This is a genomic window from Shewanella acanthi (genome assembly GCF_019457475.1).
GTDB classification, from domain to species: domain Bacteria; phylum Pseudomonadota; class Gammaproteobacteria; order Enterobacterales; family Shewanellaceae; genus Shewanella; species Shewanella acanthi.
This window is the reverse complement of record NZ_CP080413.1, coordinates 1736647-1752905: the sequence shown is the minus strand read 5'-3', so window position 1 is coordinate 1752905 and position 16259 is coordinate 1736647. Positions and strand designations below refer to the sequence as shown.

Below are 16259 nucleotides of genomic sequence, written 5' to 3'. Positions count from 1 at the left end.
GATCTAATTACTTTTGCCGAGCGCGATAAGCTTGAACAATTTCTTTAATTAACTTTGGACCTTGGTAAATAAAGCCCGAATAAATTTGCACCATCGTTGCGCCGGCATCAAGTTTTGCCAGTGCATCTTCTGCACTGTTAATACCACCCACGCCAATAATTGGGATCTCACCTTTTAAGCAAGTGGCCAATTGTTTAATCACTTTGGTTGAAAGTTCAGTTAATGGTTTACCGCTTAACCCACCGCTTTCATTGGCGTTTTCAAGACCACTTACACCATCGCGGGTTAACGTCGTATTGGTTGCAATCGCGCCATCGAATTTATTTTTGATAAGCGACTGGGCAATATTCTCAATTTCTTCGCTAGTTAAATCCGGCGCAATTTTAAGGGCGATTGGCACATATTTATTATGCTTTTCGGCTAACTCAAGTTGCTTGGTTTTTAATGCGCTTAATAATTCATCTAATAGATCGCCATATTGTAGCGATCGTAATCCTGGGGTATTGGGTGATGAAATATTTACCGCAATATAGGATGCGTACGGATAAACTTTATCCATACAGATCAAATAATCGTCCTTACCCTGCTCTACTGGCGTGTCTTTATTCTTACCAATATTCACACCGACCATGATATCGGTTTTCTTGGCGATCAAATTTTTGACCAGATTATCGACGCCTTTGTTGTTAAAACCCATGCGGTTGATGATGGCTTTTGCGGGTTTTAAACGGAATAAACGCGGTAAATCGTTACCTGGTTGTGGTCTTGGGGTAACAGTGCCGACCTCTACATGACCAAAACCCATGGCATGGAAGGCATCGATAGACTCGCCGTCCTTATCCATACCCGCCGCAAGACCGACTGGATTCGGGAATGTTAGACCCATAAAGCTCACTGGTGCTGGTGCAATATTTTGCGCATAAAACGCATTTAACGGGCTATTGCCGGTCATTTTCAGACTGCCAATGGCTAGATTGTGAGCTCGCTCAGGATCCATCTGAAACATGATTTTCTGTGCGATTGTATAAAACATGTACTATCCTCGACCTAAAAAAAGCCCCGGCGGTCGCCAGGGCTTCTGATTGTTATAATAAAAGTTTACTTTTGGCCTTCGCAATGAAGGATCAGAAGATTCAGTTCACGTAGGGCGACAGAGAACTTAGCAAACTCATGGCTTTGCGAAGTCTTGAAGTCTGCCAGCATATGGAACCATCTCTCCAGCAGGGCTTGATTGGTATCAATCCACTGAGAAATCACACTTTCTGCGTCACAGCTCGCAGTGCATGTTCTTAGCACCACAGAACTTAATGCACGTTGTTGCCAATCCAATTCTTCTCTAAATGCTGCACGGGCAAGTGCCTGCCAGTGGTTAGCAACTGGTTGAGCACTGATCTGTTCAAGGAACCAGTGTAACTCAACGCGAGCACCTAATTTAAAGTAAGTTTCGGCAACGAGCGCCACTGATTTATCTTCAGCCTGGGCGATTTGCGCAATATCCAGAGTAGAGAACAGTGTACTCATGTTGGCGACAATAGTAGCAACCTCGAGCGGGACATTTTCTTTAACCAGAGCATTAATCTCGGTTTGGATGCCAGCCGCTTCTTCTTCAACCATGTAGGCGTGAACATTCGCTTTGATCTGTTCGAATACCGGTTTGAAGAATTCCACGGTTTGCTCGATGCTCCAGCTGCGGTTACGGTGACGTAGGAACCAGCGACAAGCACGGCGCATGTTGCGGCGTAGCTGGTGTAACATCTCACCTTGAACAACAGCAGGAACGATGCCATTTAAATCCGTGATTGATTTAGTTAATTCAGCTAAACCAAAGACTTCGCGAGCCATAGTGTAGCAAATTGCCGCATCTGCAACTGAGGCACCTGTCTCATCCTGCATACGTTGCACGAAGTTCAGGCCCATATCGTTGACTAACTCGTTTGCCAGCGAGGTAGCGATGATTTCGCCACGCAATGGATGCGTTGCCATTCTGTCGCTATAGAGTTCCTGAAGTTTTTTCGGGAAGTATGCAATCAGCAGCTGGCTTAACAGCGTATCTTCGGTGATTTCCGGCGTTAATAATTGCTCTTTGAGCACCATCTTAGCGTAAGCCACCAGTACAGACAGCTCTGGACGTGTTAAAGCACGGCCATTAGCTAAACGTTCTGCAAGCTCTTCTTCAGACGGTAAAAATTCTAACGCACGGTCAAGCTTGCCTTCTTTTTCCAGATACTGGATAAAGCGGATTTGCTCTTTTAACTGCTCAGCACCGTGAACCTGAGTCACCGAAATGGTGCGGGTTTGGTCTTTACAGTCTTGCAGTACGATTTGACCGACCTCTTCAGTCATCTCTTCGAGTAAACGGTTTCGTTGTTTCAGGGTCAATTCACCCTCGGCAACCATCGCGTTTAACAGAATTTTGATGTTCACTTCGTTGTCAGAACAATCCACACCGCCGACGTTATCCACAAAATCGGTGTTGATGCGACCGCCATTGGCAGCAAATTCGATACGACCTAACTGGGTACAACCTAAGTTACCGCCCTCGCCCACAATCTTGGCGCGCAGTTCACGGCCGTTAACACGCAGTGCATCGTTAGCACGATCGCCCACTTCAGCGTGAGTCTCGCGTGACGACTTAACGTAGGTACCGATACCACCGTTCCAAATCAGATCCACTGGCATTTTCAGCAGTTCTTTCATCAGTTCGGTTGGGTTCATCGAGGTCTTTTCGGTTTCCAGCATTTGCTGCATTTCTGCAGATAATGGAATCGACTTAGCCGAACGTAGGAAGATACCGCCGCCTTTTGAGATCAGCTTGCTGTTGTAGTCTTCCCAGCTTGAACGTGGCAGAGCGAATAAACGCGCCCGTTCATCATAACTGGCTTCAACATCTGGATTTGGGTCGATAAAGATATGCATATGGTTGAATGCAGCCACAAGTTTTGTGTGCTTCGACAACAACATACCGTTACCAAATACGTCACCGGCCATGTCACCAATACCTAAACAGGTAAAGTCGGTGGTTTGGCAATCGATGCCCACTTCGCGGAAGTGACGTTTAACCGATTCCCAGCCACCTTTAGCCGTGATACCCATTTTCTTGTGATCGTAACCGTTACTGCCGCCCGATGCGAAGGCATCGCCCAACCAGAAGTTATATTCCAGAGAAATCGCGTTCGCGATATCCGAGAAGGTCGCGGTGCCCTTATCGGCTGCTACCACTAAATATGGGTCGTCTTCATCGTGGCGAACCACGTCCACTGGATGCACCACTTCACCATTTACGATGTTATCGGTAATGTCGAGCAATGCACGGATAAAGATACGGTAGCATTCTTGACCTTCGGTGAAGAACGCCTCACGACCGCCTTCGATTGGCAGTTGTTTACACACGAAACCACCCTTCGCCCCCACAGGCACGATAACGGTGTTTTTCACTTGCTGCGCTTTAACCAGACCTAAGACTTCAGTACGGAAGTCTTCACGGCGATCGGACCAACGCAGACCACCACGGGCAACCTTACCACCCCGTAAATGCACACCTTCAACGCGTGGCGAATAGACGAAAATCTCGAATTTCGGCAGCGGACGCGGCATTTCAGGGATCATCGACGGCATGAACTTGAAGGAGATATAGCTCTTCGGTTCACCCTTAGCATCTAACTGATAGAAGTTGGTACGCAGCGTTGCGTTAATCAGATCCAGATAACGGCGAATGATACGATCGTCATCGAGGCTTGAAACTTCATCCAAACGTAAGTTGATTTGCTCCATAAACTTGCCCAAGGTGCGAGTCTTGAGTTTTGGATTGAACTTACGGATAAACATTTTCACCAACAAATCAGCGATTTGTGGGTAACGGCCGAAGGTTTCTTCGATGTAGGCTTGGCTGAAGGTCGCATCGATTTGACGCATGTACTTAGCATATGCACGCAGTACTGATACTTCACGGCCAGTTAAGCCCGATGCTAGGATGATGCGGTTAAAGCCGTCATCTTCTAATTTCTTTTGCCACACCTGCGAAAGCGCAGTTTGGAATCTGTCTTGGCTATCGGCGATATTATCGGTATTAGCGACCTTCACCATCATCAAGAAGTCTAAAATCCAGAAAGTCGAACCATCAGAGGTGGTCACTTCGTATGGGCGTTCGTTAATGACGCGCAGACCAAAGTTTTCTAGCATTGGCAGTACGTCAGAAAGATGAATCGGTTCATCCTTGTGGAACAGTTTTAAACGCACTTTGTTGTCGTTCAGTGCAGCCTCCTGCGGCTGATAGAACAACATGCCGAGCTTGTGCTCGTCATCTAAGGCTTCGAGCTGCTGCATATCGACAACGGCAGAACTTGGCAGTACGTCTTCTTTATAGCTTTGCTCAAACGCGTTAGCGTAACGCTTCATTAAATGGGTGCCGGTTTGCTCACCCAGGGCATTGTTTAAGGCTGTGCTTAACTTATCTTCCCACGAGCGCGCCGCTTCAATCAGATTGTTCTCAATCGCTGCCACATCTACATCCATATTATTGTTATCAACTTTGACGATGTAGTGCGTACGAGCTAGGGTCGACTCAGAGAAGTACGTCGTGAATTCTACATCTTCTTTGCTGTTGAAATGTTGAGCCAAAATACGTTGGGTATCTTGACGTAACTTAGTGTTGTATCTGTCTTTAGACACGTACACTAAACAGGATAAGAAACGACCAAAACCGTCTTTGCGAACAAAGAGTTTCAGCTTATCGCGGTCCTGCATCTCGAGCACGCCGTGGGCCGTGTGGGCCAAGGTATCAACATTGGCTTGAATTAGCTCATCGCGAGGCAGGTTCTCAAGAATGTTTAGCAGTGCCTTGTAGTCGTGTGAACGCGGCGCTAGGCCTGAACGGTCTAAAACCCGCTGCACTTTTTCATTCAGCAGCGGTATTTCACGCGGGCTACGGTTGTAAAGATTTGAGGCATATAGACCAATGAATCTATCTTCACCGACCACATTGCCCTGCTCATCGAAGCGTTTAATGCCGATGTAATCCACATAGGCGGGACGGTGAACACGGCTCTTGGCACTGCTCTTAGTCAGGATCAATGGGCTGCTGTCTAAGGCTTCACGGCGAGCGCTTGGAGAAAAACTGGATAACAGCAGACCTTGCTCAGGTTGCGCTTTGGGTTGCTTGTTCATCAAACCTAGACTGGATTCTAGATTTGGCACTAACTCGACGTCACCCTCTACGCGTTTTAAATCATACTGACGGTAGCCGAGTAAGGTAAAGTGATGATTATTAAGGTAAGTTAAGAAGTTTATCGCTTCTTCTAAATCTTTTGCTTCACCCGGGAACGGACGATTCGGTAGGTCTTTGATCGTCTCGCTGAGTTTAGCTGACATCGCGCCCCAGTCATTTACTGAAGCGGCCACATCGGCGAGTACCGATTGCAGTTCACGTTCAATCGCTTTGATATCGGCAGTGCTGCTTTGGCGGTCGATTTCAATTAAAAATACGGCGATGTGCTCAGTGCTCTCTGGGCTTTGTTTCACAAAGGTGACCTTAGACACTTCGTCACCCTTGCGTTCAATAGCCAGTGGGGTATGCAACATCATATGGGCAGTAATTCCCATACGATTCAATGCCATACCTAATGAATCCACTAGGAAAGGCATATCGGGTTGAATCACCTCAATAATTGAATGCGTGGATTGCCAGCCGTGTTTTGACTGACTTGGATTGAAAACGCGGAGGTGGGTTTCACCTTTGGGGGTCTTATTTAGTGCGTTCCATAAGCTAAGAACGGCACCGTACAGATCACTTTCATTACGCGCCTTGAGGTCGTCTTTCGACATGTGGGTGTATAGGCAGGTAGCGAACTGTTCAACTTGCTTGGCTTGTGAATTAGGGACTTTAGCATGAATTAAACTGACTACATTTTCGAGTAGTACTGAAGGCATTGCATCTTTCAAGGCCATCTTGCTGTTTCCTTAAGCGTCTATGGCAGCGCTTTTTTTCATTATTAGGATGCTTCGACTGCACGACCAGTAAATATTAGTGTGATCCCGATCGTCGCGCGAAGTTTATTACTAAATCCTCTGTATTTCGAGGAAAATTTTAGTGGTACATCCTCTGAATAACTAGGAAGGTCAAGGGGAATTTAAGATATTTGAAATTAAAATCAGAATTTTAGATTTTGTATGCAAAACAAAATGGGGAGCTATTGCTCCCCATTTTTCTTTAGTTACTTAGCCTTACGCCAGAAGAATGCTGCCAGTGCTGGCAGAATAATTATCGCACCCAACATATTCACTACGAACATAAAGGTTAGCAAAATGCCCATGTCCATTTGGAATTTTAGCGCCGAGAAAAACCAAGTACTTACACCAATGGCCAACGTCAGGCCAGTGAATATTACCGCGCTACCACGCTCAAGCAGTGCTTCGTAGTAAGCCTGTTGAACTGGCATACCATTTGAAAGCTTTGATGACATAGTAGATAGAATATAAATACCGTAGTCAACGCCAATACCTACACCGAGTGCAATTACTGGTAACGTACTGACAGCTAATCCAATATTGAGCTGTGTCATCAGTGCCTGCGCTAGGGTCGATACCACGTAGAGTGGAATAATGACCGCCACGGTGGCCTTTAAAGAACGGAAGCTAATTAAACACAGGATGAATACCGCGCCGTAAACGTAGATCATCATCGGCAACTGAGCTTCGGCAACCGCTTCGTTAGTCGCAGCCATTACCCCAACAGGGCCCGATGCCAGTTTATACTGCAGCTTGTCGTTATTCATTTTTGCGGCAACCGCTTTAACTTTCGCCACCACAGTTTCAATGGTTTCAGCCTTGTGATCCTTAAGGAACAGGTACACGGGCATCACTGAACAATCACCGTTTAACAGGCCAGATGTCGTCGGAATTTGACCAATCGCCTGAACTAAACTTGCGGTAGTACGCGGCAGCACTTCCCATCGAGGGTTACCTTCGTTAAAGCCTGCGTTCACTTTCTTAGCAACGTTTGCCAAACTGATGGTCGATTCAACGCCTGGAGTGTTACGGACTAACCATTCGAATTCATCGATTTGGGTTAACACATCATGGTAGGTACAGGCCTCAGGACTTGCTTCAACAATGACAGTCATCACATCTGTTGTGATAGAGAAATGATCCGTAATGAAAAAAGTATCTTGGTTATAGCGAGAATCTTGGTGTAGCGCGGGTGCCCCGCCCTGTAAATCACCAATTTTCATTTGGTTCGCCTGCTGCAATCCTGCAAAATACAGAGCAATCGTCGCCACTATCACCACGACTGCATATTTTGGTGTCGCGAATTTAGACAAAAATTGCCAAATTTTTTGAACACGTAAGTCTTCAGCCGTCGGCTCAGAATGTGCTACCGCTTTAATTTCGGTAAAGGAAATCACCAGTGGTAAAAGGATAAGGTTGGTGAAGATAATCACGCCTACACCAAGGGATGCCGAAATCGCTAACTCACGAATAATGCCGATATCGATAGATAACAACGTAATAAAACCCACAGTATCCGACAGCAGTGCAACACCACCTGGTATTAAAAGACTACGAAACGCAGATGCTGCGGCGGCCTTAGTGGCTTGACCGTCCATCACACGGTGTCTAACCGCGTTAATGATTTGCACCCCGTGACTGACACCAATCGCAAAGACGAGGAACGGCACCAGAATCGACATAGGATCGAGGCCAAAACCGATAACCGTGAGCAAACCTAGCTGCCAAATTACCGCGATTAAGCTACAAGCAAGTGGTAGAACGGTCAGGATTAAGGATTTAGAAAACAGATATACCATTACTGCTGTAATGAAAATCGCGATAACGAAGAACAGCAGTACGCCCTTGGCACCATCGGCCACATCACCCGCCATTTTTGCAAAACCGATAATGTGGATTTTAATCTCATCAGTCTCGTACTTTCCACGCAGCTCCTGCTCAAGTTGATTAGCAAAAGCAATGGTATCCAGTGGTTTACCGGTTTGTGGGTCAAAATCCATTAACTGAGCTGACACCATGGCTGCACTGTAATCGTTGGCAATCAAACGGCCAACAATACCGGCTTTCTCGATGTTATCGCGCACGGTTTCAAGGCCTGCAGGTGTAGTCGAGAAATCGGCCGGGATGACTGGACCGCCCGCAAAACCGTCTTCTACCACCTCGGTAAAACGGGTTGATGGCGCAAACAGCGACTTCACTTGAGCACGGTCTACGCCGGGAATGAAGAACAATTGATCGTGGACATTCTTCAGGGTATCAAAAAATGTCGGGTTAAAAATATTTCCACTCTTGTCTTCCACTGCCACCATAATGCTGTTGGCGCCACCAAAATCCTTTTGATGCTTTTGGTAGGTTTGCATATAGGTGTGGTTCAGCGGGATGTTTTTACTGAACGCCGCGTCCATTTTTAATTGGCTGGCTTCATAGCCTAGGAACAGCGTGAGCAAAATAAATATATTCACAACCCATGCGCGGTTGCGGAATAAAAATGACTCAAATCCATTGACCAGTTTTTCTAACATCTTTTCGGCCCTATTATTGTTGTTTTAAAAATTATGGTTTCAGCACGAGCAGCCCTTGGCTGCCGGATAACCACACTTGGCCTTGGCTATCTTTAGCGATAGACACTAAGTTCTCACCCTGACGGCGAGTCACAATGCTTGTACTATCATCTTGGTTTAACTGAATAACCATCCCTGCATTGCCCACGAGATACAGAGTGTTATCGGAAATGGCCATAGCTCCATTAATGGATGATTCCACAGGCATTTCAATTTCATCCCACTGGGTAAAACTCAAATCTGATTTGAACACATGACCACGTAAACCCATCACATACACGGAATCATTAAGCTCAATCGCGTTAAACATCGAACCATCGTAATCGAATGTAGTGCGGCTAAAGGTTTTACCTTCATCACTGGATACAGCAACTAACCCTAATTCGCCCACAAGCACTAAACGGCCATCGTTTAAACGCATCATGCGATTAAAATGCGGTAGCAGTGAGGCTCGCTCGGTTAAGTAAGCTTCTTGATCGGTTTCTTTGAGTTCAGCCAAATAAGAGACATCTTCTTCGGCCAGCAGTTCTTCATGGAATTCTTCATCCCAATTCGCACCACCGTTATGGGTACGATAGAACAGCCCGTAGGCACCAATCGCCATGCCCTCCTGTTCGTTTAAGAACATCACATCAAGAAAAGGCTTTTCAATTTCCTTAGATTGCATCTGCAGTAACCAAGTCTGACCGCCATCTTGAGTGTGGAGAATGGTGGCGTCATGGCCAACTGCCCAACCTAATTTATCATTGAGAAAGAACACTTTGGTTAACTGTGCTGAGGTTGGCGTAGAAACCTGCTGCCAATTGTCCTTTAGCAATAACGCATGTCCACGCTCACCCACCGCGACGAGGTTATTACCTGCCTTAGCAATGTCTAACACAAGGGATGAAGCCGACAGCGGCTGGATTTGAGATGTTAAATTATCGGTAACTGCTGAAAACGATGGGAAGGAAAACAAACAACCAACACTTAACGCAGTGACGCATTGAAGGATGCGAAACGACATACAAACTTCCTTAAACTAATGAGGGGCGCTAGGCGCCCCTTTATACCGTGGCTGATTAACGAATACCTTCGCGACGCAGAGCATCGGGAGTAAAGTTCGCTTCACTCAGTTTGGCATCGAAGTCATACATAGCGCTTTGGTTGTCTAAGCCCATCGCTAAGTAACGGCGAGACTGTAGATCGTGGAACACTTCTAAGGTATCCCACAGCGTTGGCACTTCGTAGTAGTTCAAAGCATGCGACACTGCTACGCGGTATAACTCGTCACGGTTGTCATACAGATCCGCAATAGACACTTGCCATGAATCTTCGTCTAGGTACATCACGCGCGTTTTGTAGATGTGGCGCATACCGTCTTTCAAGGTTGCCTTTACTTCCCACACGCGGTGTTTTTCCCAACGAACGAACTCAGGGTTGATATGGCCAGGTTTTAAAATTTGGTCATATTTCAGCTTGTCTGAGTGCAGTTTATAGTCGTTGTAAGGAATGTAGATTTCCTTCTTACCTACTAACTCCCAGTTATAACGCACAGGAGAGCCGTTAAACATGTCGAAGTCGTCGGTAGTACGCAGACCGTCAGACACTGTACCTGGAGTATCAAAGGCGACGTTTGGCGCTTTACGTACACGGCGTTGACCAGTGTTGTAGGTCCAAGCCTGACGTGGCAGAGCCTCTTGATCCATGGTTTCTTTAACGAGCAGTGCAGTACCCGCTAGACGCGCAGGTTGTGTCACTACTTGTTTAAAGTAGAACAGCGTGTTGGACGCTTTTAACTTATCGAGGGTCATCTCGGGACGTGCGTATTCGAAACGAATTTCCTCTGAAGTTTCCACTAAGCTGTAGCTACCGTCAGCGGTCGGTGCCGCTTGGCTACGGGTTGTGACAACATCAACACCGCGGAAACGCAGGATATGGTTCCAAATCGCCTCTAAACCGTTTGCAGGGATTGGGAACGGAGTACCAATCGAAGCACCCGCAATACCATTACCTTGAGCAATCAGCTCAGCGCGAGTCGCGTTAGCTTTAGTCGCGTCATACACGAACTGAGGCGCTGATGCACTACGACGCGTCTTATAGACGTTCATCTTGTAGGTATCTGGGTACAGTTCAAATAACTTGATTTGACCAGGCGTTAAGAATTCCTTGTATTGATCCTTGTTCGCGTTGGTGATCGTGAACTCAATTTTATCCTCAGGGAAAGGATCTGGGTGATGCATACCCTTTGAGTAACCAGAAACAGGCTTAGTGATACCACCATCCCATGCTGGAATTGAACCATCGGCGTTACCCGCCTTAACAGCACCTAATGGTGTCAGCTCACCACCTAATTTAGCAGCTTCAGCTTCAGAGACTTTCGCCATTGCGACTGGCGCAACAAGCGCCAGTACTACGGCACTCGCCAATATCGACAGTTTCTTCATTGTTATAATCCTTCTTAGAGCGAATACTTGATATTGAATGAAACATAATCACGGTCTGCCATCGCATTGGTCGTACCTACACCACCAAAGAAGTTGTTGTATGACAGATCCGCTCCCCAACGGTTTTGATAATCAAAGTTCAGGCCCAGCGCCACAGACTTACGTCCTTCGGTGAACAGGAACATTGGATCAGGGGTAATACCGTCAACGTCGTGAGAGAAAATCAAACGAGGAGACATGTTCACACCTGCAAACAGGTTGTTGTAATCAGCCTTGGCCACGATGCGATAACCCCAAGCGAAATCGGTCGCAAATGGGTTAGTTTCAGGGCCATTGTGCAGAACTTGAATAATACCTGGCATATCTGGGTTACCACCCGAACGGCCAGTACCTGGGCTGTTTAAACGCAATTCATCAAAACCTGGCATATCGTGGATCCACACACCACCCACTTCAGCTAACATCACTAGGTTATCCATACCGAAAGTCGGTCCGAATAAATGGGTGAATGTCATCTGAGCTTGAGTCGTGTCAAGACGGATAAAGCCTTCACGGTAAGCACCTGGCTCAACCACATCTAATTGCGACAGACCGTCGAGTTCTGGAGCAATCCCTGCGTTGGCTAACTGCTGCGGCATCGCTGCGAACAACAATTCAACGTCATCGATTTGCATAGGCTCATCTTGACGGTGAGAAATCTCGCCCGCAACAGAAGTATCACCAATCAGGGTATTGAAGCTAAAGCCATAGAGCTTAATATCCTCTGGGTATTCAATCTGTGCCTTAGAGAAACTCTGTAGGCTTAACATGACGTCGCGGTCAATTTGACCGGCATTAGCACCGAGCACGCTTAAATCGCTTAATAATGCTGGAGTGGTGAAATTGGACGCTGTACCACTGATAATTGGACGACGGCTATGATAATTCATGTAGTACAGGCCAAATTCGGTCTCACCTAACTCAGGTGCGTAATAACCAAATTTGATACCGTATTGACCGCTATCACTCGGCTCGGCTTCGTCTTTAACTAAAGTCGCTTTAGTTGGATAAGCCAGAGACATCGCCACTAATTGCGCTGTCGGAACAGATGCACCGCTAGCCACTAATGCCGCTAACTTTTCATATTCTTGCATCAGAAAGTCGAGGTTCATGTCTGGGTTTACGTTAAAGCCCAACTGCGCGTTTTGCGCATAACCACCGTAACCGGCAAAATCGTTAGTAGCGAAGATTGAACCTGGTGTTGGGATCCAAATTGGCTGCCAATCGTATTGGTAGAAAGCTTCAACCGATAAAGATTCGGTAATACCTAAAGAGGCCCATAACATGCCCTGTGGACGGAATGCTTCTTTAAGCTCAGCACCTGGCGCATTAAGAATGTTCAGGTCAACGGCGTTGATTTCGCTGATACCGTGGGCAATTAAGGTACTTTCACCCCATGACACCACTTGGTTACCTAAACGAACTGACAGAGGGTTAGCACCGTCGTTTAAGTCAAAATTTGCGTAAACGAAGGCATCTAACAAACGGATGTCCTTACATTGCACTTTAGAGGCGTCGCTGTCGGCGCAAGGGTCATATTCCTTGCCCGTTAATGGATCGGTGTAGCCAAAGTTACCATCGTTGAGTTTACGATCGTAAAAATACATACCACGGGCAAAGAGACCGTAGTTTTCGTATTTTAACGATAATTCGTGTAAGCCTTTGAAGATCTCAGAGGTGGTATCACCTTTTGAGTAGAGCATGTTGCTCAAATCGCCGTTGCTTGAGTAAGAGCCTTGCTGTGCCCAAATATCTTGAGACGTATATAGCGTGTTGCCGAATGCACTGTAACCAGTCCAATCGAATTGCGGTTGGTTGACTTTACCGATTTGACCGTTCCAATCACGGTCAGCCACACGCCAACTTGCACCTAATGTCCAAGTGGAGTCAAAAGTACCTTCTACATCACCCCAATTGAAAGAAACAGCATTCGCGCTCGATGCCATAATTAGTGCCGACGCCACCCCCAAAGCAAGCGCCGACTTGTTAAAACGATTTTTAACAGTGGTCATTTTTATTCTCCGTACCCTGCTGGATTATTTTGTTTTAGGAATTACAACCAACATCTCGTTAGCCCAGAGGTAACACCATTGTTACAGCAATTAATCCCTGTGAGCAAGGCGCTGATGGAGAAAATTTTCTAAAGAATTAAGCACGTAGAGTCATTTTAGCCGAGCAAAAATGACTGCTCGATTAAATTAGGAAAGGATGAGATGAAAAATCAGGCTTTATATAGGATGAAAAACTATATATTTCATTAACATAAAAACAAATACAAACCCTAAATCTGCGTATAATAATCAGCCGACCGTTTTGAGCAATTACTCTACATTTTTTTAACAGTGAAAAATTAAATTCGGCTGATTGAAACGAATTTGCCCTGCGAGTCGAGAACCAGCTTAAAATTGCCATGAATACCATCCTTAGTCAGAAAGCTGCGCAAATGTCTTCCGTTGATCCATAAAATACGACCAAGGCTATCCCTGACTTCTACTTTCTCTGCAATACCTTGATAGTAAGGTAAAAATTGCTGATAACCGATATTGAGCTTAAAATACAATTCCATCACAACTCGGGCAGCCAATTAGCTGCCCTCCTCCAACACATTATTGTCCAAGTGCCTTCGACACTTTCTCGTACAGGTCTTTTGAAAGCTCAGGTAACGCCAATAATTGGCCAAGATATTCTTTTATCAAGGCTTGACGTTTCACATCAAACTTACTGAACTGAATCAGCGGGGTAACCATACGCGCAGCAACCTGCGGATTGAGCTTATTGAGTTCAATCAGACACTCAGTTAAAAATCTGTAGCCCTCACCGTCATTACGATGAAATTGATAGAGATTACCCGCAGCAAAACTGCCAATGAGAGAACGTACACGGTTAGGATTATTCATGCTAAAACTGGGATGTTGCATAAGTTGCTTAATGCCCTCAATCACATCCTCACTGTCGCGCGTTGCCTGTAGCATAAACCATTTATCCATTACTAATGGCGTATTTTGCCAGCGCTGCTCGAATGCACTCATTAGCGCTGTGCGGCAAGGCAAATCTCCAATATTTGCCGCAGTTAACGCGCCTAAAGCATCGGTCATGTTTTCTGCCTGCTCAAATTGGGATACCACTAATGCTTCCGCATCGACGCTAACGCGGCTTAACCAGATGAGGCACTGATTTTTAAGGGCGCGTGATTTAGCGCAATCAATGTGAGCGAGTGTGCCGTAAACGGCGGTTAACTCATCCTGGCAATAAAGTGCCAGTTCAGATAAGACAAACTCACGTGCTACGCGCAGTGCGTCTAAATCCACCGCATCGGTTTGTTCAACCAGCGCAGAGCTTGATGGCGTTGCCAGAATTTCAGCCATCAATGCCCTATCCAGCTCAGTCGATAACAACACGCCTTTAAAGCCATCTTTGACGCGCTCATCTAAGGTCATGGTTTGATGTAGCTTTACGTGGCTCACATTTTGCCAAATTGCTTGGCTTACTAAGGCAACTGATGCTTCCCAGCGGGCAACTTCGCTTGTCGCATAACGCATCAAATGCACAAGTTGGTCAACTTCGAAGGGATATTCGAGTTTCACTGGCGCGGAGAAATCCTGCAGTAAAGAACATATCGGTTTTTGACTAAATCCTTCAAAGGTAAAAGTCTGCTCTTTTTTAGTGAAGTTAAGCACCTGATTAACCTTCGAATGCCCATTGGCATCGAGCAGCTCAATGCTAAAGGGAATATGCAATGCTTCGTTACAACCCGCAAGTGACTGCACGAGGTTCAACTGATAAGTCCCTTTCATCGCATCGAAACTGTCAGTCACGCTAACAACTGGCGTGCCCGCCTTGCTGTACCAAAGACGGAATTGAGTTAAATCGATGCCGCTCGCATCTTCCATCGCTGCCACAAAATCATCGCAGGTAACCGCTTGGCCGTCGTGACGCTTGAAGTAGAGCTTCATCCCTGCTTGGAAATTCGCCTCCCCCAACAAGGTATGCATCATACGGATGACTTCGGCACCTTTGTCATACACTGTCACTGTGTAAAAATTATTCATCTCAATCACTGAGTCAGGCCTAATTGGATGGGACATCGGGCCTGAATCTTCAGCAAATTGCTGGTTTTTCATCACTTTGATTGCATGAATTCGGTTCACTGCACGCGAGCCTAAATCTGAGCTAAATTCCTGATCGCGAAATACAGTAAGGCCTTCTTTTAAACTCAGCTGGAACCAATCACGGCAAGTAACACGATTACCCGTCCAATTGTGGAAGTACTCGTGGCCAACCACTGACTCGATTCCATGGTAGTCATCATCGGTCGCAGTCAACTTATCGGCGAGCACATATTTAGTGTTGAAAATATTCAGGCCCTTGTTTTCCATTGCGCCCATGTTGAAAAAGTCGACCGCAACAATCATGTAGATATCAAGATCATATTCAAGGTCAAAGCGCGATTCATCCCATGCCATGGATTTCTTGAGTGATGCCATCGCATGTTCGGCCTTATGCAGATTGCCTTTATCGACATATACTTGCAGAACAACTTTACGTTCACTTCGGGTAATAAATTCATCCTGCAGCAGGTCAAAATCACCTGCAACAAGGGCAAATAAATACGCGGGTTTCGGGAACGGATCCTGCCAGCATACATAATGGCGCCCGCCTTCAAGTTCCCCCTGCTCGACTAAATTACCGTTACTCAATAGATAGGGAAATGCCGACTTCTCGGCTTCGATACGGACAGTGTATTTAGCAAGCACATCGGGGCGATCAAGGAAGTAGGTAATACGTCTAAAACCCTCAGCTTCACATTGGGTGCAGTAGGCTCCGTCTGACATATAAAGCCCTTCTAGGCTGGAGTTGGCTGCAGGGTCAAGCTCGGTTTCGATCACCAGTTCAAACTCATTAAGCACGGTTTCAATTAACAGCTGGCCCTCTTTGACTTGGTAAACGACACTTTGACCATTCACAGTCACCGAAACGAGTTTCAGGCCTTCACCGTCGAGAACTAAGGGCTCATTATGCTCGGACGTACGTTTAACAAAGCTTTTAGCCTTCACTTGGGTGTGGTTTGGCGCAAGGTTAAAGTTAAGGTCGATGGTTTCGATTGTAAAAAGGGGAGCTTGATAATCTTTTAAGTATTTGGCTTGGGCTTGTGTCATTTCTTTCCCTTTACGTTGCTGTTCTTATAAGAAAAAACGCGCTATAAGCGCGTTTTAATTTGAATATACCTATA

Annotated in this window: 8 protein-coding genes; all 8 read right to left on the bottom strand. The window is 46.1% G+C overall.

All coding sequences use genetic code 11. The annotated features are described in order from the left end of the window. Nucleotides 1-7 precede the first annotated feature (7 nt). Nucleotides 8-1033, bottom strand: a complete 1026-nt coding sequence (pyrD, locus tag K0H61_RS07760) for a quinone-dependent dihydroorotate dehydrogenase (RefSeq protein ID WP_220052111.1) — start codon at nt 1031-1033, stop codon at nt 8-10. 65 nt (nt 1034-1098) lie between these two features. Beyond that, nucleotides 1099-5943, bottom strand: coding sequence for an NAD-glutamate dehydrogenase (locus K0H61_RS07755; protein ID WP_220052110.1), 4845 nt, complete (start codon nt 5941-5943; stop codon nt 1099-1101). Nucleotides 5944-6209: 266 nt separating this feature from the next. Continuing rightward, entirely contained in the window at nt 6210-8525 is a 2316-nt protein-coding gene (locus tag K0H61_RS07750) for an efflux RND transporter permease subunit (RefSeq protein WP_220052109.1), read from the bottom strand. Nucleotides 8526-8556: 31 nt separating this feature from the next. Beyond that, the gene (locus tag K0H61_RS07745) at nt 8557-9570 is read right to left on the bottom strand and encodes a WD40/YVTN/BNR-like repeat-containing protein (RefSeq protein WP_220052108.1); all 1014 of its coding nucleotides are present in this window, start codon (nt 9568-9570) and stop codon (nt 8557-8559) included. Between the two features lie 55 nt (nt 9571-9625). Continuing rightward, on the bottom strand, nt 9626-10990 hold the full coding sequence (locus tag K0H61_RS07740) for a DUF1329 domain-containing protein (protein ID WP_220052107.1): 1365 nt from the start codon (nt 10988-10990) through the stop codon (nt 9626-9628). 14 nt (nt 10991-11004) lie between these two features. Then, nucleotides 11005-13041: a DUF1302 domain-containing protein gene (locus K0H61_RS07735; protein WP_220052106.1), complete on the bottom strand. Its 2037-nt coding sequence runs from the start codon at nt 13039-13041 to the stop codon at nt 11005-11007. A gap of 338 nt (nt 13042-13379) precedes the next feature. Next, complete coding sequence (locus tag K0H61_RS07730; protein WP_220052565.1) at nt 13380-13595, bottom strand: DUF2835 domain-containing protein; 216 nt, start codon at nt 13593-13595, stop codon at nt 13380-13382. A gap of 40 nt (nt 13596-13635) precedes the next feature. Beyond that, nucleotides 13636-16185: an aminopeptidase N gene (gene pepN / locus K0H61_RS07725; RefSeq protein ID WP_220052105.1), complete on the bottom strand. Its 2550-nt coding sequence runs from the start codon at nt 16183-16185 to the stop codon at nt 13636-13638. Between the last annotated feature and the right edge of the window lie 74 nt (nt 16186-16259).

Bases quoted from the DNA above. Each gene is read 5' to 3' on its own strand.
- pyrD (WP_220052111.1), bottom strand. From the start codon at position 1,033: ATGTTTTATACAATCGCACAGAAAATCATGTTTCAGATGGATCCTGAG.
- K0H61_RS07755 (WP_220052110.1), bottom strand. From the start codon at position 5,943: ATGGCCTTGAAAGATGCAATGCCTTCAGTACTACTCGAAAATGTAGTC.
- K0H61_RS07750 (WP_220052109.1), bottom strand. From the start codon at position 8,525: ATGTTAGAAAAACTGGTCAATGGATTTGAGTCATTTTTATTCCGCAAC.
- K0H61_RS07745 (WP_220052108.1), bottom strand. From the start codon at position 9,570: ATGTCGTTTCGCATCCTTCAATGCGTCACTGCGTTAAGTGTTGGTTGT.
- K0H61_RS07740 (WP_220052107.1), bottom strand. From the start codon at position 10,990: ATGAAGAAACTGTCGATATTGGCGAGTGCCGTAGTACTGGCGCTTGTT.
- K0H61_RS07735 (WP_220052106.1), bottom strand. From the start codon at position 13,041: ATGACCACTGTTAAAAATCGTTTTAACAAGTCGGCGCTTGCTTTGGGG.
- K0H61_RS07730 (WP_220052565.1), bottom strand. From the start codon at position 13,595: ATGGAATTGTATTTTAAGCTCAATATCGGTTATCAGCAATTTTTACCT.
- pepN (WP_220052105.1), bottom strand. From the start codon at position 16,185: ATGACACAAGCCCAAGCCAAATACTTAAAAGATTATCAAGCTCCCCTT.